The sequence below is a fragment of the Pseudomonas sp. TE9122 genome (genome assembly GCF_056278925.1).
Genome location: NZ_JBWBQI010000001.1, coordinates 956,724 through 981,191 on the forward strand (window position 1 = coordinate 956,724; position 24,468 = coordinate 981,191).

Consider the following 24,468-nt stretch of genomic DNA (forward strand, 5'->3'; position numbering starts at 1 on the left):
ATGAGTTATGTTTTTAGCGACATGGAAAAATCAGAGATTTTCAACGCGGCTAATATTTGCAAAGGAATGAGGCTGAGCTCAAAACAAATTCAGTACGATGCGCTGAAAATAGCAGGGGCAAGCTGCGCTCCCCTGTACCAAAAGCTATTCGACATTATTGGTGAAAAAGTTTCTGACGTTGTAACTGCCGATGAAGAGGCCGGAGAAGTGCTGAAAAGCGCCAGACTCTGGCTTGCCGTGGCCATTGATGCCAACGGTGGAAACGGTGCCTACTCTGCCCTGATTCGTGGTTACACCTCCCGCCAGGGTGAACTGAGACTGAATACAATTTTCAGTGAAGACCTGATGCAGCTTTCATCCAACCAGGTTGCCGTCAATTTCATCAATACCCTGATCAACGGATCCCTTGCCGGTCAACTGGCACCCTGGACCGTTCCGTCAATCAGCCAGATCGCCGAAATCGACGCCAGCGCGATTGGCGAGGCTCTGTTCAAGGAGGTTTGCGGGGAGGACGACACCGCCGTTAAGCGTAATGCCGGCTGGTCTGGAACGGTCGGTTTCAGCTTGTTAGGTGGAAAGCCTCCCTATGAAACGTGGAGACTGATCTCTGCGGGCGACCCGGATGCGGAAGATGGCGGCCCACCCATCCAGGCAAAGCCCAACCGGCTCGACGACTATAAAAACATTCTCTTCGCCATCGACGCCTACAGCGTCGGCCTGCGAGCGGCGATCAGCAATTTCGGCATCAATCCACTGCAAAGTCTGCTATCGGTCGTACCCGAGCAAATCAACATCGCGCTGGCCAGTGGCAGTGTGAATCCGCTGATTCAGCATGTAGTCAAAGGCACGCCTGTTGCCGCCGTGGTCGAGCTGATCTTGCGCTACGGCCAGAACGAATTTCTCGACATGTTCAAGCGCACTTACGACGGCGATTCTGCTGCCATACCCACCACCAACGAAACCTTCGCCAGCAACGCTTACGCCTTCTTCTCGGCATTTTCCCCGGAGCAGTCGCAAAGCATCGTCAACCGGACAATAGGCGAGTTCGGTAATGCCGATGCATGGGCAAAACTTGCAGGCGAGGCGACGCCGCTCGGTCTGGCATTGCGCAACTCTTTGCAGCAACTCAGTGAAGTCGTCATAGAACGAGCCGACGGTTATCCCGATCGCAACCTCGAGCTTTACGATCCGCACACTGGCGAAGGTTTTATCACCGCGCAGTGGCTGGCGGATCGAGCGCAGATGCTGGCGCGGTTGATTGCCCGAACCCAAGGCTCGTTTGGCGAACACTCGCTGCAGAAGTTTTCCTACTCCGATCTCGCCTCAGGCAAACAGGCGCCGATGACCACCGGTGTGTTGAACCCGCTGGCCCTGTTCGGTGATGACGGCGGGCGATCTTTCGCCGGCGGCGCAAATGCCGATCATCTGTATGGCGGCGTGGGCAATGACTCGATCCATGGGATGGCCGGTCACGATGTCATTGAAGGTGGTCGCGGCAATGACTCGCTAACCGGAGGTGACGGCAATGATGGGTTGTACGGAATGGCCGGTGACGATGTTCTGATCGGAGGAAAGGGTAACGACTCCTTGATCGGAGGCGAGGGCAGTGACCGCTATGAGTTTTCCAGCGGCGATGGCCTCGACGAGATTCTTGATGCCAATGCCAATGGGCAGCTGTGGATCAATGGCGCACCGATTCCCGCACTCAAACGCCGCGCGCCTCTGAGCAACATCTGGTCTACCGAGAATCGGTCCATCACCCTGGCGCTTGTTGAAAACACCCTCAACATCAAATACGGCCAGGGCGATCTGGTGGTGATCAAAAACTTCCAGCCCGGGATGCTTGGCATCCGCCTCCCTGAATACGAGGGGCAGCCGCTCACTGCTGCGGATCTGACGCTTCAGGGCGACTGGAAAGCCAAAGACGCCGATCCCACTGTCCCCGGCGATCAGCCCTCCTTTGATGAGCTGGGCAACGTGGTGCTGCTGCCCAAGGTCAAACAGCGCAACAAGGCCGACGTACTTTACGGTTCCGCCGCAGACGACGTCATTCTCGGCCTGGGCGGTTCTGATCGATTGTTCGGCAAGGCTGGAGACGATCGGTTATTCGGCGACAAGCAGACGACGCTCGAAAATGCTATGGCCGACGGTGACGCCAAGGGCAAGGCAAGTCGCGGAGACTGGCTCGACGGCGGACAAGGTGACGATTTGCTTATCGGTACGGCATCCCGAGATGTTCTGCTCGGTGGCAATGACCGGGATACCTTGATCGGCGGTGCTGGCGACGATGTGTTATCCGGAGACGAAACCACCGGTGCGCTGGAGCAGGGTTGGGCGGTCAAACACGCTACCGTCACTATTGCTGGCGGTGTGACCAGTCACCGAACGGTCTTTTCAAAGGCCTCGATAAACAGTGCGTCCGAGGGCGGTGACGACGTGCTGTACGGTCAGGGTGGCAAGGACTTTATCGACGGCGGCTGGGGGGAGGACCTGCTTGACGGCGGAGCTGACGACGATTTTCTCAAAGGCGATCAAGGTAACGACACCCTGGCCGGTGGCAGCGGCAACGACGTGATGCTTGGTGACAACCTCGATTGGGGCGGTGGCCTGCCCAGCAGACACCATGGCAACGATGTGCTGGACGGCGGCAGTGGTGATGATTCACTCGCCGGTAACGGTGGCAGCGACGCTTTGTATGGCGGCCCTGGCAACGACATTTTGCAGGGTGATGACGGCGTACTGGACGGGGTCGAAGGCGATGCCGCGCATTTTTTTGGCGATGATCTGCTGGACGGTGGCTCCGGCGATGACACGCTCTGGGGCGGCGCTGGCGATGATTTGCTCTTCGGCGGCGAAGGCCATGACGATCTGATTGGCGACAGCCCTGAGCATCCGGTTCGCTATCACGGCAACGACTTTCTTGATGGCGGTGCGGGGGACGACACCCTGCGCGGCATGGGCGGCGCGGATACGCTGACGGGTGGCGCAGGGTCTGATTTCCTCGATGGCGACGTATCTGACCTGCAACCGGGCGGAAGCAACAACGACGTGCTTCAGGGCGGAGAAGGAAACGATACGTTACAGGGTGGTTTCGGTGCCGACACGCTGTACGGCGGCGCGGGTGACGACATCCTTGCCGGCGATTACGAAAACAGCGCTGAGGCCGAGCAGAATGCCGATTATCTGCACGGTGGCTCAGGCAACGACACGCTGCTCGGAGGCGCTGGCAACGACACCTTGCTGGGCGGGGAAGGGACGGACTACCTTCGCGGCGATTCTGGCGACAACGTGTTTGATGGCGGTCCCGGTGCTGACGTGCTGGATGGCATGGATGGCGCTGACATCTACTATTTCGGCGCTGGCGACGGTCTGGATATCTTCACCGATGCCGGCGGCCGCAACATCATCAGGTTCGGTGCAGGGTTTTGCGCGCAAAGCCTGAAGGCCGACGTTATCGAAGTTACCGTCGGCACGGTGTTGCGACTGGCCAATGGCACGGGCGACGCGATACTCATCAAGAATCACGAGCGGTGGAAGGATTCCACATTCAATTTCAGCGAGGGCGTGGTACTTGATTACGCAGATGTCCTGCGCAAAACACTGCCACCGATAGAGACGGCCGAATCACCCGTACCAGAACCTGTCACCGCCCCGGCAACCACTGAAAGCAAAGCTGAGGATCCGTTTCAGCGAGACGATGTAACCGCTGCGGCGCAAGGCCCGGTGGCGTCTGTTCAAGCGGTCAACTGGACCGATGAGTTCCTCGCGCAAATCCAGTCAAAACGCTCCGCCCGCAGACACGCCACAGGTTTTACATTGAATGAGCAAGGCGTCTGGGTTCGCAGCCATATCACTACCAGCGACACCGGTTACACCACTCACACCGAGCTGATCGAGGACAGCGTCGAAGCGGGGACACTGTCTGAAACGCCGCCATGGATGAAGGTTGATTCAGCGCACGCCGTGGTCAGTGAAAGGCAGTCGACAACCACAACCCGTGTCGAACATAAACCGGTGAAAGCCGAGGGAGCAATGCCTTCCTCAGCTCAGGCGCCTCGCTATTATCGATCCGGTTCGGCCAACGGGTTTTCATTCAATTCGGGCGACGTATTGGTTGAGGACCGAGAGGAATCCGGCGCGCTTGAAGGCTGGTACGTCTATCCGGCGGCAAGCTTCAGTTCGGGCGCAACAGTGCCCAAGGCGTTTCGCAGGGATGTCACAACTGACACGATCAAACGCAAAATCGTCCATGGCGACGATGCCGGCGGGCGAGTCAACGTCGAAGTGGAAAACGTTTTCCACGGCGGCGCGGGTGATGATCTGATCGTCGCTTATGCAGGCTCCCCACTTGACTACGGCACTGTCGGCGACAGAACACCGGGCGCGTTTTTATCCGCAGGTGCAGGTGACGATACCTTGCTGGGCGCCGAGGGCGCCGACTATCTGGTCAGCGGGGCAGGGGATGACTGGCTTTACGGCGAAGACGGCGCCGACACCTACATCGTGCAAGCGTACGCCGCAGCGACCACCACGATTGCGGATGTGCCGAACCCTGTTTTCCACCGCGCAGAAGTTGGCGCAGCGGAGTGGAAAGACGAGTACGGAATGTCCGATCAGGACACGGTCGTCCTTCCAGCAGGCGCGCAGCGCGATGCACTGCAATTGAGCTGGGGTGCTGCGCTGATAGAGACCACTCATGTCGAGCTGGAGCCCAACCCGGATCGCGCGGCTTACCGCAACCCGCCAAGAGCGAAAATGCTTCATCCGACACTCGATATCCAATGGGGCGGGACACAGAAAGTCCGCATCGTCTGGCCCCACAGCGGTGAACTTGAGGGCGCCGGTATTGAGCTCGTCAAGTTCGCCGATGGGTCGGTCGCAAGTTTGAAGCAGCTCCTGGAATCAAGTCAGCTGGGACCTGCGCCCGAGACTTTTCATACGGGTGTCATCGTCAACCATCCCACCTGTTCAACTTCCTTGCGAGACGGACGAGCGCTGCCACTCGTGGGCGGTCGCGGCAATGACACGATAAGCGGCGCGGGGGAGATCCGAGGGATGCAGGGGGATGACGTGCTCACGGGCAGCCCCGGGGATGATCTGCTGCTGGGTGGGCCGGGCAATGACACGCTGGCCGGCGGCGCGGGAAATGATATCTACCGATACGATGGCCTCGGCAGGGACGTAATCATCAACAACGGAGGCGGCCTGGACGGGATCGATTTTTCCGAACGCAGGCTGACGATCGACAACCTGAGGTTTCACCGTGAGCGTGATGATCTGGTGATCGTGGTCGACTACGGCATGGCACCGAAAATCCGGGTTTCCAGTCATTTTGCCGAAGGTGAAAGCGCTATTGGCTTCATAAGAGTCAGCGAAGGAACAGCGATTCAAGACTACAGCGCAAGGCAAATTGCTGAACGTCTGCACCCGCTTCCGCCACTGAGAGATGTCGAAGACATTTTGATAAAGGGCGACGATGAAGCGCAGCGGGCCATGAAGGAATTCATTGAGTTCTACGGACTGAATGTCTGACAAGACGACCGATTGAGCCGGCCCGCGAAGGCAATCCAGTCGCCATCGCGGGCCTCGCGCCACTTCAATACTGGGTCAGATCCGCCAACGGATGCCGTCCCTCCCAGACCTTATGAAAGTGCGCCTCGACCACCGCATCCGGCACGTTATTGATGTCCGGCCAGTGCCAGTGCGGCTTCTGATCCTTGTCGATCAACCGCGCACGCACGCCTTCGCTGAATTCCGGATGACGGCAGCAATTGAGGCTCAGGGTGTATTCCATCTGGAAAACTTCGGCCAGCGACATGTGCCGCGCGCGGCTGATCTGTTCCCAGACCAGATGCGCGGTCAGCGGCGAGCCCTCGGTCATGGTTTTCGCCGCTCGGGCGATCAATGGATCGCTGCTGTCGCGGTGCAGACTGATGGCTTTCCACGCACAGGTGACGTCGCTGACGTCGAGCAGTTCGTCGATCAGCTGGCGACGCGGCAGCCACTGCGCTTCGGGCATTTGCTCAAGTGCCTCCTGCTGCAGAGCCTTGAGCAGGCTGTTGAGCTGCATGGCGGTCTGTTCCTGCCAGTTCAATTGCAGCAGGCCTTCGATCAATTGCGGTTGCTGTTCGTCGAGCAGGAAGCGATCGGCCAGATCCAGATCCAGCGCATCACGGCCGTTGATGTGCGCGCCGGTCAGGCCGAGAAACAAGCCGAGCTTGCCCGGCAATCGGGCGAGAAACCAACTGGCGCCGATGTCCGGATACAGTCCAATAGTGATTTCCGGCATCGCCAGACGGCTGCTCGGCGTGACGATCCGCGTGCTCGCGCCCTGCAACAGGCCCATGCCGCCACCGAGCACATAACCGTGACCCCAGCAGATCAGCGGCTTGGGATAGGTATGCAGGCTGTAATCGAGGCGATATTCCGCGCTGAAAAACTGCGCGGCCAGCGGCGGTACTTCGCCGGGGTGAGCGCGGCAGGCTTCGACCAGGCTGCGCACCTCGCCGCCGGCACAGAAGGCTTTGCTGCCGTTACCGCGCAGCAGCACGCAGACGATTTGCGGGTCATTGGCCCAGGCGTTCAATTTGTCGCTGAGCGCGTTGATCATCGACAGTGACAGCGCGTTCAACGATTTTTCGGCATCCAGGCTGGCGATGCCGATGCGGGCGCCGTCGGTGCCGGTAAGTTCTTCGAAGTGCAGATTCATCGTGACCTCGATCGGGAATTTGAGCGATCAGTATGATCGCTATGGGGGAAAGTGCCGGATCTGCGTCAGATCAATTGACAAGCGTGGTCGGCTTTCCTAGGGTTCGCCCCATTGTTTTTGCCGGAAATGACCATGACTGCTGACGACCGTATCAAACTCGAACCGAGCTGGAAGGAGGCACTGCGTGCTGAGTTCGACCAGCCTTACATGGCAGAGTTGCGCAACTTTCTGCAGCAGGAGCGGGCAGCCGGCAAGGAGATCTATCCGCCGGGACCGCTGATTTTCAATGCGCTGAATTCGACGCCGCTGGATAAAGTCAAAGTGGTGATCCTTGGCCAGGATCCGTATCACGGCCCGGGCCAGGCCCATGGTCTGTGCTTTTCCGTGCAACCGGGCGTGCCGGCGCCGCCGTCGCTGGTCAACATCTATAAAGAGCTGAAGCGCGACCTCAATATCGACATTCCCAACCACGGCTACCTGCAGAGCTGGGCCGAACAGGGCGTGCTGCTGCTCAACACCACCATGACGGTTGAGCGCGCCAACGCCAACGCGCACAAGGACAAGGGCTGGCAGCACTTCACCGATCGCATCATTGAGGTGGTCAGCGAACGGCAGCCGCATCTGGTGTTCATGCTTTGGGGCGCCCATGCGCAGAGCAAGCAGAAGCTGATCGACGCGACCAAGCACCTGGTGCTGACCTCGGTGCATCCGTCGCCGTTGTCGGCCTATCGCGGGTTTTTGGGCTGTGGGCATTTCAGCCGAACCAACAAGTTTCTCGAACAGAATGGCGAAACGCCGATCGACTGGCGCTTGCCACCGATTTGATGTGTCGACCGGGTTGGCCCCTTCGCGAGCAGGCTCGCTCCCACAGGAATTGTGTGCAAGCCACAAACCCCCTGTGGGAGCGAGCCTGCTCGCGAAAAGAGCGACCCGATCTCGCAGACTTAGGCGGGATGACGATTCCAGTACTTGAACAACGGCTCCGCCAGAAACAGCACAAACAACAGCCGCATCACCTGCATCGCCGTCACCAGCGGCACCGACAGTTGCAGGGTCTCCGCCGTCAGGCTCATCTCGGCGATCCCGCCGGGCATCATGCCCAAGGTCAGTGAACGCAGATCCAGATGGGTCAATGCACTCAAGCCCAGCGCCGCCAGCGACGCGATCAACATGGTCAGCGCCGTGCCGATCAACGTCCGGCCCATGAACGACGGCGCGCGGCGGAAGAACTGCCGATTGAAGTGACAGCCCAGGCCGCTGCCAATCAGCCATTGGCCGATCTGACTGCCGCCGTTGGGCAAACCGATGTGCAGATCCCACGTAATGCTCACCGCCGCACTGACCAGCAACGGCCCGAACAGCCATGGATTGGGTTGGCGCAGACGCTGCCAGAGCCAGGCAAGCAGGGCGCCCGCCGGAAACAGAATTGCCAGCCAGCGCCAATCGACGCTGCCTGCATGAGAAATCGGCGTGCCGTCACCGAGCAGATACTTGAACGCCGCCGGCACGCACAACACCACCACCAACACCCGCAGACTCTGCCCGGCCGCGACATGGCTGAGCAGTGCACCGTTACGAGCGCCGAGGTTGACCATCTCCCCGGAACCACCGGGCATGCTTGAGAAAAAAGCCGTGGCGCGATCCTCGCCGGTGCGGCGCATCAGCCACACGCCGACCACCGCCGACAGGCTGGTGACCAATGCACCGAAGAAGATCAAACCGAAATGACTGAGCACCTGTTCCATCACCAACGGGGTGAAGTGCAGGCCGATACCGATGCCGACGATCCACTGGCCGCACTTGCGCCCGCCAGGGATTTCCGCCAGTTGCCACGGCGTCAGGCAGCGCACCAGGATGATCGCCAGCAACGAGCCGACCATCCACGGTAGCGGCCAGCCGATCTGGCTGGCGATGAAACCGCCAAGCAGACCGACCAGCGGGGTGCCCCACCAGGCTTTCAGGGACAAGCGATCAAACATCGGCAATGAGGCGCCGTGCCGCCGAACGTTTACGCCAGATGCGAATCAGCGGCATCAGCAGCATGATCGCGGTGAGGATCCAGCAACCGAAGGTGATCGGACTCGACCAGAGAATCTCCAGCGCGCCATTGGAGATCGACAGCGCGCGACGCAGGTTCTGCTCCATCAAGCCACCGAGGATGAAGCCCAGCAGCAGCGGCGACAGCGGGAAATCCAGCTTGCGCAGGATGTAACCGAAGATGCCGATACCGATCATCAGGAACAGATCGAAGGTGGTCGCGTGCACCGCGTAAACGCCGATCCCGGTGATGATCGCGATGATCGGCACCAACGCCCAGTTCGGCACGGCGAGGATGCGAGTGAATACGCGGATCATTGGGATGTTGAGGATCACCAGCATCACGTTGGCGATGAACAACGACGCGATCAGACCCCAGACGATGTCCGGTTGCTGTTGGAACAGCAGTGGACCCGGGGTGATGTTGTACAGCGACAGCGCGCCGATCATCACCGCAGTGGTGCCCGAACCCGGAACGCCGAGGGTCAGCATCGGAACGAGAGCGCCGCACGCCGCGCCGCCGATCGCGGTCTCTGGCGCGGCCAGACCACGCGGATCACCTTCACCGAATTTGCCGCTGGTGCCAGCGATGCGCTTCTCGGTCATGTAGGCCACGGCACTGGCGAGCGTCGCGCCGGCACCGGGCAGCACGCCCATGATGAAACCGAGCACGCCGCAGCGGACGTTGACGACGAAAACCGACGCCGCTTCCTTGAAGTTGAACATCATCCGGCCGGTGGCTTTCACCGCTTCCTGGCCGTGGTGGGTCTTTTCCAGCAGCAGGAGGATTTCGCTGATCGAGAACAGACCCAGCACCAGCACCACGAACTGGATGCCGTCGGTCAGGTGAATGTTGTCGCCGGTGAAACGGTACACGCCACTGTTGGCGTCGATGCCGACGGTGGAAAGGAACAGGCCGATCAGCGCCGCAATAAAGGTCTTCAACGGTCGATCACCAGCCATGCCGCCGAGACAGACAATCGCGAATACCATCAACACGAAGTATTCCGCCGGTCCGAAGGCAATCGCCCATTTCGCCAGCAGCGGCGCAAACAGGACCATGCCGCAGGTGGCGATGAACGCGCCGATGAACGAACTCCACGCCGACAGCGACAGTGCCACACCGGCCATGCCTTTGCGGGCCATCGGGTAGCCGTCGAGGGTGGTCATCACAGTCGAGGCTTCACCCGGAATGTTCAGCAGGATCGAGCTGATCCGGCCGCCGTATTCGCAGCCCAGATACACCGCCGCGAGCAGGATCAGCGCCGACTCCGGCGGCAGGCCGAGTGCGAACGCGATCGGAATCAGCAACGCCACGCCATTGATCGGACCAAGGCCCGGCAACAGGCCGACGACGGTGCCGATCAGGGTGCCGCACAGGGCGGTCACCAGGTTGTACGGGCTCAGCGCGACGCCGAAGCCCTGACCCAAATAGCCAAGGGTATCCATATCAGTTCTCCAGGACGCTGAGCAGGCCGAGTGGCAGCGGAACATCCATCAAGCGATCGAACAGCAGATAGAGACCAACCGCCATCAGGCTGATGATGACCACGCTCGGCAGCCAGCGGCCGCCATAGAGACGGGCCATCGGTACGCCGGTAATGATGCTGGCCACGATGAAGCCAAGGGGTTCGAAGGTGCCGGCAAACACCAGCAGCAACACCACGCACAGACCGATCTTGGTCAGGGTTTCGCGATCCAGCGGCGGCTCATCCGGGTTGTGTTTGATGGGTGCCGGGCGAACCACCATGTACAGCAGCGCCAGCCCCATCAGGCCGAGCATCAGCAGCGGAAAGGCGCGTGGGCCGACGGGTTCATAGGAAAAAGCCGCTTGGTACGGCCACGCCATCAGTGCCAGGCCGGCACACACCAGCAGCAACACCGAGGCGAAAATGCGTTGAATAAGCATGGGAGCTCCTGTGCTGCGTCCCCGCGTAGGAGACGCAGCCACTAGACAGAGACGATCACTGGATCAGGCCGAACTCTTTGGCCAGCACTTTGTAGTCGGCGACCTGCTTCTTCACGTAGGTGTCCAGTTCCGGGCCGGTCATGGCGAACGGGAACAGCTCACGCTGATCGCGCAGCTTGGCGAACTCGTCGGAAGCCAGCAGTTTGTCGAACGAGTCTTTCCACCAGGCGTAGTCTTCGTCGCTGACTTTTGGCCCGAGGTAGAAGCCGCGCACCACCGGCCAGACGATGTCGTAGCCTTGCTCGCGAGCGGTCGGGATGTCCTTCATTTCCGGTTCGTCGAGACGCTTGTCCGAGAACACCGCGAGCAGGCGCATGTCACCGCTCTGGATGTGCGGCATGGAGTCGGAGATGTCGGTACTGCCGACCTGGATGTGGCCGCCGAGCAGGGCCGTGGCGATCTCACCGCCGCCTTCGAGTGCCACGTAACGCAGCTCGCGCGGGTTGATCCCGGCGGCCTTGGCAATCAATGCGGTCTGCATCCAGTCCTGGCTGCCGACGGTGCCGCCGGAGCCGATGACCACTGACCCTGGATCTTTCTTCAACGCCTGGACGAGATCGTCGAGGGTCTTGTAGGGCGAATCGCTTTTCACTGCGATGGCGCCGTAGCTGGTGCCGACGGCCGCGAGCCAGCGCACGTTGGTTTCATCGAAGCGGCCGAACTTGCCCTGGGCCAGGTTCAAAAGCGAACCGCTCGACCACGCGACCAGCGTGCCGGCATCCGCCGGACGTTGCGCGACCACCGCGTTGTACGCCACCGCGCCGACACCGCCGGGCATGTAGGTGACGCGCATCGGCTTGCTCAGCAACTTCTGGTTGACCAGTGCGCTCTGCACCAGTTTGCAGGTCAGGTCGAAACCACCGCCGGGGGAGGCGGGGGCGATGCATTCCGGACGTTTTGGCTCGGCCATGAGTTGGCCGGCAAACAGCATCGCGCCAGCGGCGAGAGCAACTTTACGCAGTGATACGTTCATTTGAGTCTCCAGAGGAGTTGTTGTTATGGATGGACCGAATGACCAAAGGGCAACGCGAAAACCTAGCGGCAGGCGCAGTTTTCTCGCGGCGCGCGCGCAACGACTGAAACAACGGAGGGGAAACAGGACTGCGGCGAGAAGCCGACGGTGCAACGGTGGAATCGAGCTAGGCGAGCAGGCATTACAGCCTCGGTGCGCATGGAGGGCATGCTGGGGTACTCCGTTATTGTTCTTATGAGTCGAAAACGCTTCATGGCGTTTTGCGTTGCGCTGTGTGGCGGCAGCGGCGACAGTCGAAACTGTCCGTGGGCCGACTCTAACCGGCTAACCTTTCAACAACCTTTCAGTTGTCTTTCACGGTTTTCGGGCTTCACAGCGGCGGTTGCGGCTGTAAACTCCGCGACAAAGCGTGGCGTTGGCCAACCCTGAACGAGGTAAAAAACCATGCGTGTCCTGCTCGTCGAAGACCATTTGCAACTGGCCGAAAGCGTCGCTCAGGCGCTCAAGAGCACCGGTCTGACGGTGGATGTGTTGCACGATGGCGTGGCCGCCGACCTGGCGTTGGGCAGCGAGGAATACGCCGTGGCGATCCTCGATGTCGGTCTGCCGCGCATGGACGGTTTCGAGGTGCTGGCGCGGCTGCGTGCTCGCGGCAAAAACCTGCCGGTGTTGATGCTGACTGCGCGCAGCGACGTCAAGGATCGCGTGCATGGCCTCAATCTCGGTGCTGACGACTACCTGGCCAAACCGTTCGAACTGACGGAACTGGAAGCGCGGGTCAAAGCCTTGCTACGCCGCAGTGTGCTGGGCGGCGAGCGTCAGCAGCGCTGTGGTGTGCTGGCTTACGACCTCGATACGCGGCGCTTCACCCTCGGCGACGAACTGCTGACCCTCACCTCGCGCGAGCAAGCCGTTCTCGAAGCGTTGATCGCGCGGCCGGGGCGAGTGATGAGCAAGGAGCAACTGGCCGCGCAGGTGTTCGGCCTCGACGAAGAAGCCAGCCCCGACGCCATCGAAATCTACGTGCACCGCTTGCGCAAGAAGCTCGATGGCCAGTCCGTGGCCATCGTCACCTTCCGTGGCCTCGGCTATCTGCTGGAAAGCCGCGATGCATAAGCCCAGCAGCCTGCGCTGGCGGTTGCTGTGGAACCTTGGATGGTTGCTGGTGGTGCTGATGCTCGCCAGCGGCTTGAGCGCTTACTGGAACGGTCGCGAAGCCGCCGACACCGCGTATGACCGCACGCTGCTGGCCTCGGCACGCACCATCGCTGCCGGGTTGTCGCAGCGTGATGGCAGCCTCAGCGCCGATGTGCCTTACGTGGCGCTGGACACCTTCGCCTACGACAGCGCCGGGCGCATCTATTACCAGGTCAACGACATTCACCAGAAGCTGATTTCCGGCTACGAAAATCTTCCCGGGCCACCGCCCGGCACGCCGCGTACCGACAGCTATCCGGCGCTCGCGCGCTTTTACAACGCGAAGTACAACGGCCAGAACGTGCGTGTGGTCAGTCTGCTCAAGGCCGTAAGCGAGCCGAACATGAACGGCATGGCGGAAATCCGCGTGGCCGAAACCGACGAAGCGCGGGTCAGCATGGCGCGCAGTCTGGCCGCTGACACCTTGTTGCGCTTGGGCATGCTGGCCGTGGGCGCGTTGTTGCTGGTGTGGTTCGCGGTGAGTGCGGCGCTGCGCCCGCTGGAGCGGTTAAGAACCGCTGTTGAGGAACGCCAGCCCGACGATTTGCGGCCGCTGCCGCTGGTGGAAGTGCAGCATGAACTGGGACCCCTGGTACGCGCGCTCAATCATTTCACCGAAAGGCTACGCGGCCAGTTCGAGCGGCAGGCGCAGTTCATCGCCGATGCCGCTCACGAGTTGCGCACGCCGCTGGCGGCACTCAAGGCACGCCTGGAATTGGGCCTGCGCTCGAACGAGCCGGAGACTTGGCGCACCACGCTGGAATCATCCGCACAAAGCACCGACCGCCTGACCCATCTGGCCAATCAGCTGCTGTCGCTGGCCCGTGTCGAAAACGGTGCGCGGGCGATTGCCGAGGGCGGCGCGCAGTTGCTCGATCTGAGTCAATTGGCCCGAGAGCTGGGCATGGCCATGGCGCCTTTGGCGCACAAGCGCGGCGTGGCGCTGGCGCTTGAAGCGGATGAACCGGTGTGGCTGCGCGGTGAGCCGACGCTGCTCAATGAGCTGCTGAGCAATCTGGTCGACAACGCGCTGGCGCATACGCCATCGGGCGGCAATGTGATTCTGCGGGTCACGGCCCCGGCGGTGCTTGAGGTTGAGGACGACGGGCCAGGCATCCCGCTGCACGAGCGTGATCGAGTGTTCGAACGGTTTTATCGGCGCAATCAGCAGGTTGCCGGTTCAGGTCTGGGCTTGGCGATTGTCGGCGAGATCTGTCGCGCGCATCTGGCGCAGATCACCTTGCATGATGGCGAGCAGGCAGGGTTGAAGGTGCGGGTCAGTTTTATTGCCGGGTAATACTTTTGTGGCGGGGGATTTTCCCCCTGGTAGTAGTTTTGTGGCGAGGGGATTTATCCCCGCTCGGCTGCGCAGCAGTCGCGGTTCGCATCGCAGAGTCTAGGGTCGCTGCGCAACCCAACGGGGATAAATCCCCTCACTACAGGTCAGTAGAACATCGACCGCGATTCTTCCAGATCCGCGCAGAACTGCTTGTTCTCCGGATCAATCCCCAGCTTTCTGAAGGCCGGCACGCTAAACGGGTCAATCCGCGCAAACGGATGATCGGTGTCCTTGCGGCAATACAAATTGGCCACCTGCACGACATCGACGTAATCGATGCGCGTCGAGTCGCGGCTGAAGTCTTGATACAGCAACGGCAAATGCACCAGGCGCTCGGGAAACTCCCAGACCCGCAGCAATTTCTCGCCGAGCAATGGGTGAATCTGCTCGATCACATGGGTCAGGCTGACCGCATCAGAGAGCAGTTCATTGTGGTCTTCGGCGTAAGTCAGAATCGGCAGCACGCCAATCTGATGCACCAGCCCGCCGAGTGCCGCCTGATCGGGTTTGAGCTGAGTGTGACGACGACACAGGGCATAGCTGACGCCAGCGATTTCCAGACTGCTGCGCCAGACTTCGCGCATCTTCTGTTCGACCACCTCGGAGCGGGCATTGAAGATCTGCTCCATCACCAGACCGATCGCCAGGTTGCTGCTGTAGTTGATGCCCAAACGGGTAATGGCGGTGTGCAGGTCGGTGACTTCCTGCGCAGCGCGCAGCAGCGGACTGTTGACCACTTTGATCAGGCGCGCCGACAGCGCGGTGTCGCGGCCGATGACTTTGCTCAGATCGCTGACGCTGATTTCCGGATCCTCGGCGGCCTTGCGAATTTGCAGGGCCACTTCCGGCAACGTTGGCAGAACCAGGTCATCGTTATCGATGGCCGCAACCAAATCCTGTTGGACCTTTTCCGCCAGTTCGCTCATTTGGACTCTCTAGGGTGTTGCAACAATGCTGCGATCAACGCTGGATTTCGCGGTCGCGATCCAGTTCGTAAGGCAGGTCGAGCACGTGCAACGCGGGGCCTTCGAGGGCGCCCAGACGCAAATCACCGGCTTCGGCAGCTTCGGCCTGCAACACGGCCAGGAGTTCAATGTTTCCCTCGGCATTGGCCGCCAGCACCACTTCGCCGATCGAGCTGTTGTGGCTGGGGGCGAACAGTTGAGTGCCGGGCTCCGGCAACTCGGCCGCGTCGAGGCGCAGGCGGTACAGGCGCCGCTTGAGCTTGCCCAGGTACTGCATGCGCGCGACGATTTCCTGGCCGGTGTAGCAGCCTTTCTTGAAACTCACGCCGCCGACCGCCTGCAAATTGAGCATCTGCGGGATAAACAGCTCGCGGGTGGAAGGCATGACCTGGCCGATACCGGCGCGGATCTGGCCCAGCAGCCATTGATTCAGTTCGCCCTCAGCCAGCGTGGCGGACAGTCGGCTTTGAATGTTTGGCGCCTGAGCGGCAGGCACCCAGAGTTCGGCGCGCTCGGGCGAAACGCGAATTGCGATCAGGCCTTCGTTGCGCACAACGCTGTCGGTTTCGGCGGGCAGTGCCAGACCGAGGCTGGTCAGGGCTGCATCGCCATGTGCCACACCGAAGCGCACCCAGGCGGCGCTTTCATCGGTCAGTTTCGATTTGGAGAACACTGCGTACTTTTTCAGGTCGGCCAGTTGCGGCTCGAGCAGCTCGCTGGCCATCGCCATCACCACGCCGTCACCTTCAAGCAGAATACGGAAGCTCGACTGCATCCGGCCTTTCTGTGTGCAGCGGGCGCCGAGGCTGGCGCGGGTGTCGCTCAGGTAATTGATGTTGCAGGTCAACTGGCCTTGCAGGAATTTTCCGGCGTCCGCACCGCGAACCGCGAGTACGCCTTCATGAGACAGGGTGCAGAAAAAAGCAGAATCGGCCATGGGTCATCGCAGGGTAAATAGACTGGGGCACATCATAAGGGGGCAGGGTTGAAATGGGTAGTTGATAAAGGATCACGGGTGCCCGACCAAAGCCGACTGTGCGGCCCGCGCCGGGGCTGTATACTGCCCGGCAAATTCGAGGAGGGCTCCATGGTCGAACAAGTTGAACTGAATCGCCTCTTTTGGCACAGCCGTCGCGGCATGCTTGAGCTTGACGTGCTGCTGGTGCCGTTCGTGCAGGAGGTTTACGCGACGTTGAATCAAGTGGATCGCGATCTGTACGTGCGTTTGCTGACCTGTGAGGATCAGGACATGTTCGGCTGGTTCATGGAGCGCAGCGAGTCGGAAGATCCCGAGCTGCAACGCATGGTCCGGATGATTCTGGATCGTGTCCAGCCCAAGTAATACGTTCGAATGCCGCTGGCATGCCTCACGGCAGTTGCTGGCGGCGTATCTGTTGGCCCAGGCGTTCGCCATGGGTTCGCTGTGTCTGCTGTCGATTCCGCTCTGGGCCAGTCTGCTCGGCGCTTGCGCCTGTGCGCTGCACGGTCTTTGGGTGCTGCCACGGCAGATTCTGCTGAACCACCCGAAAGCATTCTGCGGCTTGCGCCGCGATGGCGATGGCTGGCAGGTCTGGAATCAGGCTGATGGCTGGCAAGCGGTGCAACTGCGCCCGGACAGTCTGGCGCTGCCATTGATTGTGGTGTTGCGCTTTCGTTTGCGCGGAGAGTGGCGGGTCAGGTCGATCTGCGTACCACGTGACTCGCAGGCGGCGGATCTGCACCGACGCCTGCGAGTGCGGCTCAAGTTCAGCCGGCGTAGGTGGGCGGCACCAGAATAGTGTCGAGCGCTTCGGGCAGCATATCCGGATAGTCGAGGGTGTAGTGCAGCCCGCGACTTTCCTTGCGTTCCATGGCTGAGCTGATCATCAATTCGGCAACCTGTGCCAGATTGCGCAGCTCGATCAGGTCGCGGCTGACTTTATAGTTGCTGTAAAACTCATCGATCTCATCCAGCAGGAGACGCACCCGGTGCTGCGCCCGTTGCAGGCGCTTGTTGGTGCGCACGATGCCGACGTAGTCCCACATGAATCGGCGCAACTCGTCCCAGTTGTGCGCGATGATCACGTCTTCATCCGAGTCGGTCACCTGACTGGCATCCCAGACGGGCAGGGCGCTTGGCGCCGCAACGTCATCGAGTTGCGCAAGAATGTCCGCCGCTGCCGAACGGGCATAAACGAAGCATTCCAGGAGTGAGTTGCTGGCCATGCGATTGGCGCCGTGCAGGCCGGTGAAGCTGGTTTCGCCGATGGCGTAGAGGCCGGGCACGTCGGTGCGACCGTGCTGATCGACCATCACCCCACCACAGGTGTAGTGCGCGGCGGGGACCACCGGGATCGGTTGTTTGGTGATGTCGATGCCGAAGCCCAGGCAGCGTTCATAAACAGTCGGGAAGTGAGTTTTTACGAACGATTCAGGCTTGTGGCTGATGTCGAGATATACGCAGTCGACACCCAGGCGCTTCATTTCATGGTCGATGGCCCGCGCGACGATGTCACGAGGCGCCAGCTCGGCGCGTTTGTCGAAGCGATACATGAAGCGCTCTCCGTTGGGCAGCTTCAAATGCGCGCCTTCGCCACGCAGCGCTTCAGTAATCAGGAAACTCTTGGCTTGCGGGTGATACAGGCAGGTCGGGTGGAACTGGTTGAATTCCAGGTTCGCCACCCGGCAACCGGAGCGCCAGGCCATGGCGATGCCGTCACCGCAGGCGCCGTCGGGGTTGCTGGTATAAAGGTAGACCTTGGCTGCGCCGCCCGAGGCCAGAATCACGAAACGTGCGCCGTAGGTGTCGACTTCGCCCGTGGCGCGGTTCAGCACGTAAGCGCCCAGGCAGCGATCGCCTTCCATGCCCAAGCGGCGCTCGGTGATGAGATCAACGGCCACCCGCTGTTCCAGCAGTTCGATGTTCTCGCGCTCTTTGGCCTGGGCCAGCAAGGTTTTGAAGATCGCGGCACCGGTGGCGTCTGCAGCATGGATGATGCGCCGATGACTGTGGCCGCCTTCGCGTGTCAGGTGAAATTCGAAACCACCATCTTCAGTGCCGGACTGTTCGTCGCGGGTGAACGGCACACCCTGGTCAATCAGCCATTGGATGGCTTCGCGGCTGTGCTCGACGGTGAAACGCACAGCGTCTTCGTGACACAAGCCGCCGCCGGCGTTGAGGGTGTCGTCGACGTGGGATTCGACAGTATCGGTATCGTCGAGCACGGCGGCAACGCCACCCTGGGCCCAGAATGTCGAACCGTTGGCGAGATCGCCTTTGCTCAATACGGCAATGCGCAGATGACCGGGCAAGGTCAAAGCGAGAGTCAAACCGGCAGCACCGCTGCCAATCACCAGAACATCGTGTTGGAACTGTTGGCTCATTTCAGGATTCCGCTCAAAGCGACCCGGGTCGGGGTTGGCGCAAGACAGCTGGATCGGCGAGTCAAGACAGCCACACAGCCCACTAGTATATAGAGGGGTTGGGCGGCACAATAGCCAGGCCCAGATGGCATTGTGAGACTACTGCGCGGTAAAAAGCGCTGTGCTTCGTCGGAAGTTTTTTTGCCGGTTTGGGAAAAAGACACCTGTATCGGCGCTGAAACAGACTTTTCCGAGCAGGGTTGCGCAATGTCAGGTGGGTACGGCTATAAATAATTGGAACTTTTGCCAAAGGCCCAAGATCAATAGACGGTGCCAGAAACCAGGGACAGTGTCGGCTTCAGTGCGGAATCTGCGTTTGGATTCCTGCCGGCGAAACCGATAACAAGATTATTCGCGCAGCCGGTTTATCCCGCGCTGCGTTTTTCGTGCGTGCCAAATCAGAGCCCGCAGGAAACTTGCTTGGAGGGGGAGAACTTTTGCGAAAAGCCCGAGTCTATGTTTGCAAGTCTGGTCGTTTAGTAATGCAAGTCTCCTCCGGGCTTATCGAGGAGTGTTCATGCTAACCCAGGAAGAGGATCAGCAGCTGGTCGAACGCGTGCAGCGTGGCGACAAGCGAGCTTTCGATCTGCTGGTGCTGAAATATCAGCACAAAATTCTCGGGTTGATCGTGCGTTTTGTGCACGACACCCATGAAGCCCAAGACGTTGCTCAGGAAGCCTTTATCAAGGCGTATCGGGCACTTGGAAATTTCCGCGGTGACAGTGCGTTTTATACGTGGCTGTACCGTATTGCCATTAACACGGCAAAGAACTACCTGGTTTCCCGCGGCCGTCGGCCGCCGGATAGCGATGTAAGTTCAGAGGATGCGGAGTTCTATGATGGCGATCACGGCCTCAAGGATCTCGAATCACCAGAGCGTGCATTGCTGCGGGATGAGATCGAAGGCACTGTCCATCGAACCATCCAGCAACTGCCAGAGGATTTGCGTACGGCTTTAACTTTACGTGAATTCGATGGTCTGAGTTACGAGGACATTGCGAGCGTCATGCAGTGTCCGGTGGGTACCGTGCGCTCCCGGATTTTCCGCGCTCGGGAGGCCATCGATAAAGCCCTGCAACCGTTGTTGCAGGAAAACTGAGACAGCGGCGACAGCCAAGAGAGGAACGCCATGAGTCGTGAAGCCCTGCAGGAATCGCTGTCCGCAGTGATGGATAACGAAGCGGACGAACTGGAATTGCGTCGAGTGCTCAGCGCACTGGATGATGTTGATACCCGTGAGACCTGGGCTCGTTACCAGATCGCTCGGGCAGCCATGCACAAGGATCTGCTGCTTCCGCGTCTGGATATCGCTGCGGCAGTGTCCGCTGCGCTGGAAGACGAAACGGCTCCGGCCAAAGTATCCCGCAGCCCATGGCGTAACCTGGGTCGCCTCGCTGTTGCCGCTTCGGTAACCGTAGCCGTTCTGGCCGGTGTTCGCCTGTACAACCAGGACGAAATCGCTGGTGTTGAACTGGCCCAGCAGTCGAATCAGCCTACTCTGGCCACTCCACAGGTCAAAGGTCCGGCAGTTCTGGCTGGTTACAGCGAAAGCTCGGAAGCGACTGGTCCTATGGCTAACGGCGTTCTGCAAGGACAGCCAGGCTGGCATGATCAGCGTCTGCCAGGCTATCTGCGTCAGCATGCTCAGCAGGCTGCACTCAAAGGAACTGAAAGCGCGCTGCCATACGCACGTGCCGCAAGCCTGGAAAACCGTTAAGGAGGATCATGCGCGCCATCCCTCTACTTTCGCTTCTGCTCAGTGGCTGGTTCATTGTTCCAGCCCACGCTGACGAGGCCCAGGACTGGTTGACCCGTCTGGGCCAGGCCGAGCAGCAGCAAAGCTTTCACGGTACTTTCGTTTACGAGCGCAACGGCAGTTTTTCCACGCACAACATCTGGCATCGTGTCCAGAATGGCCAGGTCCGCGAGCGGTTATTGCAGCTCGACGGTTCGGCTCAGGAAGTCGTGCGCATTGATGGACGTACTCAATGCGTCAGCGGCACCCTGATTGCGGGATTGGGTGATTCCCCCAACGCTGCCGCCCGTGCGCTGGACCCCAAAAAGCTGAAGAATTGGTATGACCTTGCCGTCATTGGCAAGTCGCGCGTGGCCGGTCGTGATGCAGTGATCGTGTCGCTGACCCCTCGTGATCAGCACCGATACGGTTTCGAGCTGCATCTGGACAAGAAAACCGGCCTGCCGCTCAAGTCGTTGCTGTTGAACGATAAAGGGCAATTGCTCGAGCGCTTTCAGTTCACTAGCCTCGACACTGATGAAGTCCCGTCGGACAAAGACTTGATGGCAGACGCCGATTGCAAGCCGATCAACATCGGTAATGACAAGGCTTCTGCGGCGAAGACCGTGCAAAACTGGCGTTCGGACTGGCTGCCGCCAGGCTTCGAGTTGACCAGCAGCAGTTCACACAAGGATGCGCAGACCAAGACCCAGGTCAGCAGCCTGATGTATGACGATGGCCTGGCGCGTTTCTCCGTGTTCCTTGAACCGTTGAACGGTGCAACCGTCACCGATACTCGTACCCAGTTGGGCCCTACCGTCGCGGTATCCCGTCGTTTGACTACACCGCAAGGTGAAATGATGGTCACGGTGGTTGGCGAAATCCCGATTGGCACCGCCGAACGAATTGCTCTATCGATGCGTAACAACGATGGCGCTGCGACCAGCAAGCAGTGAGCTGATTTCAGTCATTTCCACCTCGTCGTCGAGACGTCGAAATGTTTGCTGAGCATTTTCATTTGCAAAACCCCTGAAAATTTTTTATAGGTCAGAGCCTCACGGCTCTGGCCTTGTTTGTTGTTCCCGGAACAAAAATACCGGTCTGTGGTTTCCGGTGTTCCTTTGCTCCATATCGCTTAACCCTGCTCGTCGTAACGGGAGCTGTATGTCGATACCTAGTTTGAAATCTTATCTTTCCATCTTCGCCACCGTGCTGTTGCTCGGTCAGGCGGTCCCTGCTGCGCAAGCGGCCGATCTGCCTGATTTCACCCAGTTGGTCGAACAAGCGTCGCCAGCGGTAGTGAATATCAGTACCACGCAGAAACTGCCGGACCGTCGCGTGAATCAGCAGATGCCGGATCTGGAAGGCCTGCCACCGATGCTGCGCGAATTCTTCGAGCGCGGCATGCCGCCTCAGCAGCGCTCACCGCGTGGCGACGGGCGTCAGCGTGAAGCGCAATCGCTGGGTTCGGGGTTCATCATTTCGCCGGACGGCTACATCCTCACCAACAACCACGTGATCGCCGATGCTGACGAAATCCTCGTCCGTCTGGCTGACCGCAGTGAGATGAAAGCCAAGCTGGTCGGCACCGATCCACGTTCCGACGTGGCGTTGCTGAAAATCGAAGGCAAGGATCTGCCGGTGCTCAAGCTCGGCAAATCCCAGGATCTGAAGGCTGGCCAGTGGGTCGTCGCGATCGGTTCGCCATTCGGCTTTGACCACACCGTGACCCAAGGCATCGTCAGCGCCGTCGGTCGTAGCCTGCCAAACGAAAACTATGTGCCGTTCATTCAGACCGACGTGCCGATCAACCCGGGCAACTCCGGTGGCCCGCTGTTCAACCTGAACGGTGAAGTGGTCGGCATCAACTCGCAGATCTACACCCGCTCCGGTGGCTTCATGGGCGTGTCGTTTGCCATCCCGATCGACGTGGCGATGGATGTTTCCAACCAGCTCAAAAGCGGTGGCAAAGTCAGCCGCGGCTGGCTGGGCGTGGTCATTCAGGAAGTGAACAAGGACCTCGCCGAGTCATTCGGTCTGGACAAGCCGGCCGGCGCTCTCGTTGCACAGATCCAGGATGACGGCCCTGCGGCCAAGGGCGGCCTGCAGGTTGGCGACGTGATCCTGAGCATGAACGGTCAGCCGATCGTCATGTCTGCCGATCTGCCGCATCTGGTCGGCGCGCTGAAGGCTGGCGCCAAAGCTAATCTGGAAGTGATTCGAGAAGGCAAGCGCAAGAACGTCGAGCTGACTGTCGGCGCAATTCCGGACGAAGACAAAGAGCTGGACGCACTGCCGAAATCCGGCGCGGAAAGCAGCAGCAACCGCTTGGGTGTTGCGGTCGGCGAATTGACCGCCGAGCAGAAGAAAGCCTACGACCTCAAAGGTGGTGTGGTGATCAAGGAAGTGCAGGACGGTCCTGCGGCCCTGATCGGTCTGCAGCCGGGTGATGTGATTACTCACCTGAACAACCAGGCCATCGGCTCGGCCAAGGAGTTCACCGACATCGCCAAGGCGTTGCCGAAGAACCGTTCGGTGTCGATGCGCGTGCTGCGTCAGGGCCGTGCCAGCTTCATCACCTTCAAACTGGCTGAATAAGCCTGCAACAAGGTAAAAAAGAAACCGCCTCGAAAGAGGCGGTTTTTTTGTGTCTGAAGTTTTTGTCTTGTCTGGAAAGACTCAGCCCATCATGTCCTTGACCATACGCTCCTGTTCCATCAGCTCACGCTGGCGGGCATCGATGCGCGAGGACAGCGGGAAGTTGTTGCCAGCCTTGCGCTTGGCGAAGTCCAACTGCTGAATGGCCTGGCGGTAATCGCCGACCAGCGCAAAATACTCGGCTCGCGCCTGGTGCAGGCCGATGATGTTGCCCGACAAGCCACGGGTTTCAGCAACCTGATACCAGACGTCCGGATCATCCGGGCGGGACTTGAGCAGGCTGTCCAGCGCCTTCTCGGCATCGGCGGCGCGATTCTGTTTCAACAGCAGATCGACACGCACCTGATTCAGCGGATAGTTGCCCGGGAACTGCGTGAGCATGCGGTCGACCCGTGATTGTGCATCGGGCAGGCGATTGTTGGTGATGTCCAGATCGACCTGAGCGAGGTTGTAGATAATCTCGTTGGGCGACTTGGCCAACAATTGCTTGAGATTTTCGCGGGCTTCGTTCAGCTGGCCACCCTTGATTTGCGCGATGGCGAGGCCGTATCGCGCGACATCGTTTTTCGGGTTTTCATCGAGCAGGGCGCGGAAACGCTTGGCGCCCAGCCCCGGGGTTTCCTCGTAGATCAACTGCACCCGCGCGCGAATCAACTGGTAGCGCATGCTGTCTTCGATGCCGCCCGGTTTCGCCTGCTCGGCGCGGTTGCGGGTGTCGGCGATACGCGATTCGGTAACCGGGTGGGTCAGGAGGAATTCTGGCGGTTTGGCGTCAAAGCGGTACTGGCGCATCAGGCGTTCGAACATGGTCGGCATCGACCGCGGATCGTAACCGGCCTTTTCCAGGTTGAGGATGCCGATGCGATCCGCCTCCTGTTCGTTTTGTCGCGAGAAGCGCCGTTGCTCCTGCAACGCCGCAGCCTGGGTGCCAGCGATGGTGGCGATGCCGGCATCACCGCCGCCGGCCGCCGCAATGACAATGCCGGCCAGCAACGCGGCCATCATCGGCACCTGCATTCTTTGTGAGGCTTCCACCCCGCGAGCAAAGTGACGTTGCGACAAGTGCGCCAATTCGTGGGCGAGCACCGAGGCGTATTCACCTTCGGTTTGCGCATTGAGGAACAGGCCGCCGTTGACCCCGACTACGCCGCCCGGTGCAGCGAAGGCGTTGAGCTGCGGGCTGTTGATCAGGATGAATTCCAGACGTCGGTCGGAGACCTGGCTGGTCTCCACCAGTTTATAGACGCTGGATTCGACGTAATCCTTGAGTTGCGGATCGTTGAGCTGGGAAACCTGACTGCGCAGCATGGCCAGCCAGGCACGGCCGAGCTGGTATTCCTGTTGCGGCGAGACAATGGCAGAGCTGGCGTCGCCGAGTGACGGCAGATCGTCGGCAAAGCCTGGTGAGGCGAGCAGGCAAGCGAGCGTCAGCAGGGTAGGGCGCAGAAAAGTCATGCACAAAGCCTTGGAGGACAAAGACCTTA

General features: G+C 60.1%; 19 protein-coding genes. 10 read left to right on the top strand and 9 right to left on the bottom strand.

Annotation, left to right across the window (positions count from 1 at the left end; genetic code table 11):
- Positions 1–5,532 carry a calcium-binding protein gene (locus ACZ9BE_RS04190; RefSeq protein WP_476248937.1) on the top strand — a complete coding sequence of 1,844 codons (5,532 nt, stop codon included), beginning with the start codon at positions 1–3 and terminating at the stop codon, positions 5,530–5,532.
- 64 nt (positions 5,533–5,596) lie between these two features.
- Here ACZ9BE_RS04190 and ACZ9BE_RS04195 read toward each other — a convergent pair whose 3' ends face one another.
- A complete protein-coding gene (locus ACZ9BE_RS04195) occupies positions 5,597–6,709 on the bottom strand; it encodes an enoyl-CoA hydratase/isomerase family protein (protein WP_476248938.1) in 1,113 nt (370 codons plus the stop codon).
- Between the two features lie 132 nt (positions 6,710–6,841).
- Between ACZ9BE_RS04195 and ung the strand changes: the two genes are divergently transcribed.
- A complete protein-coding gene (ung, locus tag ACZ9BE_RS04200; RefSeq protein WP_150636503.1) occupies positions 6,842–7,534 on the top strand; it encodes a uracil-DNA glycosylase in 693 nt (230 codons plus the stop codon).
- A gap of 119 nt (positions 7,535–7,653) precedes the next feature.
- On the opposite strand, the gene ACZ9BE_RS04205 is transcribed toward ung, so the two are convergent.
- From ACZ9BE_RS04205 to ACZ9BE_RS04220, 4 genes are read right to left on the bottom strand one after another with little or no spacing between them, the layout of a single operon-like run.
- Positions 7,654–8,688 (bottom strand): AbrB family transcriptional regulator, encoded by a 1,035-nt coding sequence (locus ACZ9BE_RS04205; protein ID WP_056783516.1) that lies wholly within the window; start codon positions 8,686–8,688, stop codon positions 7,654–7,656.
- Positions 8,681–10,195 carry a tripartite tricarboxylate transporter permease gene (locus ACZ9BE_RS04210; protein WP_476248939.1) on the bottom strand — a complete coding sequence of 505 codons (1,515 nt, stop codon included), beginning with the start codon at positions 10,193–10,195 and terminating at the stop codon, positions 8,681–8,683. Before ACZ9BE_RS04210 ends, ACZ9BE_RS04205 begins: the two co-directional genes overlap by 8 nt.
- Before the next feature lies 1 nt (position 10,196).
- Entirely contained in the window at positions 10,197–10,655 is a 459-nt protein-coding gene (locus ACZ9BE_RS04215) for a tripartite tricarboxylate transporter TctB family protein (protein WP_095180598.1), read from the bottom strand.
- A gap of 55 nt (positions 10,656–10,710) precedes the next feature.
- Complete coding sequence (locus tag ACZ9BE_RS04220; RefSeq protein WP_024011991.1) at positions 10,711–11,688, bottom strand: Bug family tripartite tricarboxylate transporter substrate binding protein; 978 nt, start codon at positions 11,686–11,688, stop codon at positions 10,711–10,713.
- Positions 11,689–12,132: 444 nt separating this feature from the next.
- On the opposite strand from ACZ9BE_RS04220, the gene ACZ9BE_RS04225 reads away from it, so the two are divergent.
- Both ACZ9BE_RS04225 and ACZ9BE_RS04230 read left to right on the top strand, forming a co-directional pair.
- Complete coding sequence (locus ACZ9BE_RS04225; protein WP_252885513.1) at positions 12,133–12,804, top strand: response regulator; 672 nt, start codon at positions 12,133–12,135, stop codon at positions 12,802–12,804.
- On the top strand, positions 12,797–14,182 hold the full coding sequence (locus tag ACZ9BE_RS04230; protein WP_024011993.1) for a sensor histidine kinase: 1,386 nt from the start codon (positions 12,797–12,799) through the stop codon (positions 14,180–14,182). The genes ACZ9BE_RS04225 and ACZ9BE_RS04230 overlap by 8 nt, the downstream gene beginning before the upstream one ends.
- 146 nt (positions 14,183–14,328) lie before the next feature.
- Here the strand turns inward: ACZ9BE_RS04230 and ACZ9BE_RS04235 are convergent, their stop codons facing one another.
- Positions 14,329–15,150, bottom strand: coding sequence for an HDOD domain-containing protein (locus ACZ9BE_RS04235; protein ID WP_016770675.1), 822 nt, complete (start codon positions 15,148–15,150; stop codon positions 14,329–14,331).
- 34 nt (positions 15,151–15,184) lie between these two features.
- A complete protein-coding gene (gene ygfZ, locus ACZ9BE_RS04240; RefSeq protein ID WP_150636508.1) occupies positions 15,185–16,126 on the bottom strand; it encodes a CAF17-like 4Fe-4S cluster assembly/insertion protein YgfZ in 942 nt (313 codons plus the stop codon).
- Between the two features lie 150 nt (positions 16,127–16,276).
- On the opposite strand from ygfZ, the gene ACZ9BE_RS04245 reads away from it, so the two are divergent.
- Together ACZ9BE_RS04245 and ACZ9BE_RS04250 are read left to right on the top strand one after the other, a co-directional pair.
- Positions 16,277–16,531: an FAD assembly factor SdhE gene (locus tag ACZ9BE_RS04245; RefSeq protein WP_007911418.1), complete on the top strand. Its 255-nt coding sequence runs from the start codon at positions 16,277–16,279 to the stop codon at positions 16,529–16,531.
- The gene (locus ACZ9BE_RS04250; RefSeq protein WP_431078357.1) at positions 16,515–16,967 is read left to right on the top strand and encodes a protein YgfX; all 453 of its coding nucleotides are present in this window, start codon (positions 16,515–16,517) and stop codon (positions 16,965–16,967) included. Before ACZ9BE_RS04245 ends, ACZ9BE_RS04250 begins: the two co-directional genes overlap by 17 nt.
- On the opposite strand, the gene nadB is transcribed toward ACZ9BE_RS04250, so the two are convergent.
- On the bottom strand, positions 16,936–18,552 hold the full coding sequence (gene nadB / locus ACZ9BE_RS04255; protein WP_258707734.1) for an L-aspartate oxidase: 1,617 nt from the start codon (positions 18,550–18,552) through the stop codon (positions 16,936–16,938). The genes ACZ9BE_RS04250 and nadB overlap by 32 nt on opposite strands.
- Positions 18,553–19,108: 556 nt before the next feature.
- Here nadB and rpoE point away from each other — a divergent pair.
- The 4 genes from rpoE (at position 19,109) to ACZ9BE_RS04275 (ending at position 22,924) form a co-directional block, all read left to right on the top strand.
- Positions 19,109–19,690 carry an RNA polymerase sigma factor RpoE/AlgU gene (gene rpoE / locus ACZ9BE_RS04260; protein ID WP_003172477.1) on the top strand — a complete coding sequence of 194 codons (582 nt, stop codon included), beginning with the start codon at positions 19,109–19,111 and terminating at the stop codon, positions 19,688–19,690.
- Between the two features lie 30 nt (positions 19,691–19,720).
- Positions 19,721–20,308: a sigma-E factor negative regulatory protein gene (locus tag ACZ9BE_RS04265; protein ID WP_008077804.1), complete on the top strand. Its 588-nt coding sequence runs from the start codon at positions 19,721–19,723 to the stop codon at positions 20,306–20,308.
- An 8-nt stretch (positions 20,309–20,316) separates the two neighbouring features.
- Entirely contained in the window at positions 20,317–21,282 is a 966-nt protein-coding gene (locus tag ACZ9BE_RS04270) for a MucB/RseB C-terminal domain-containing protein (protein WP_150742397.1), read from the top strand.
- Positions 21,283–21,490: 208 nt separating this feature from the next.
- Positions 21,491–22,924: a DegQ family serine endoprotease gene (locus tag ACZ9BE_RS04275; RefSeq protein ID WP_150742398.1), complete on the top strand. Its 1,434-nt coding sequence runs from the start codon at positions 21,491–21,493 to the stop codon at positions 22,922–22,924.
- A gap of 81 nt (positions 22,925–23,005) precedes the next feature.
- Here ACZ9BE_RS04275 and ACZ9BE_RS04280 read toward each other — a convergent pair whose 3' ends face one another.
- The gene (locus ACZ9BE_RS04280) at positions 23,006–24,439 is read right to left on the bottom strand and encodes a M48 family metalloprotease (RefSeq protein ID WP_024011999.1); all 1,434 of its coding nucleotides are present in this window, start codon (positions 24,437–24,439) and stop codon (positions 23,006–23,008) included.
- Positions 24,440–24,468 lie beyond the last annotated feature (29 nt).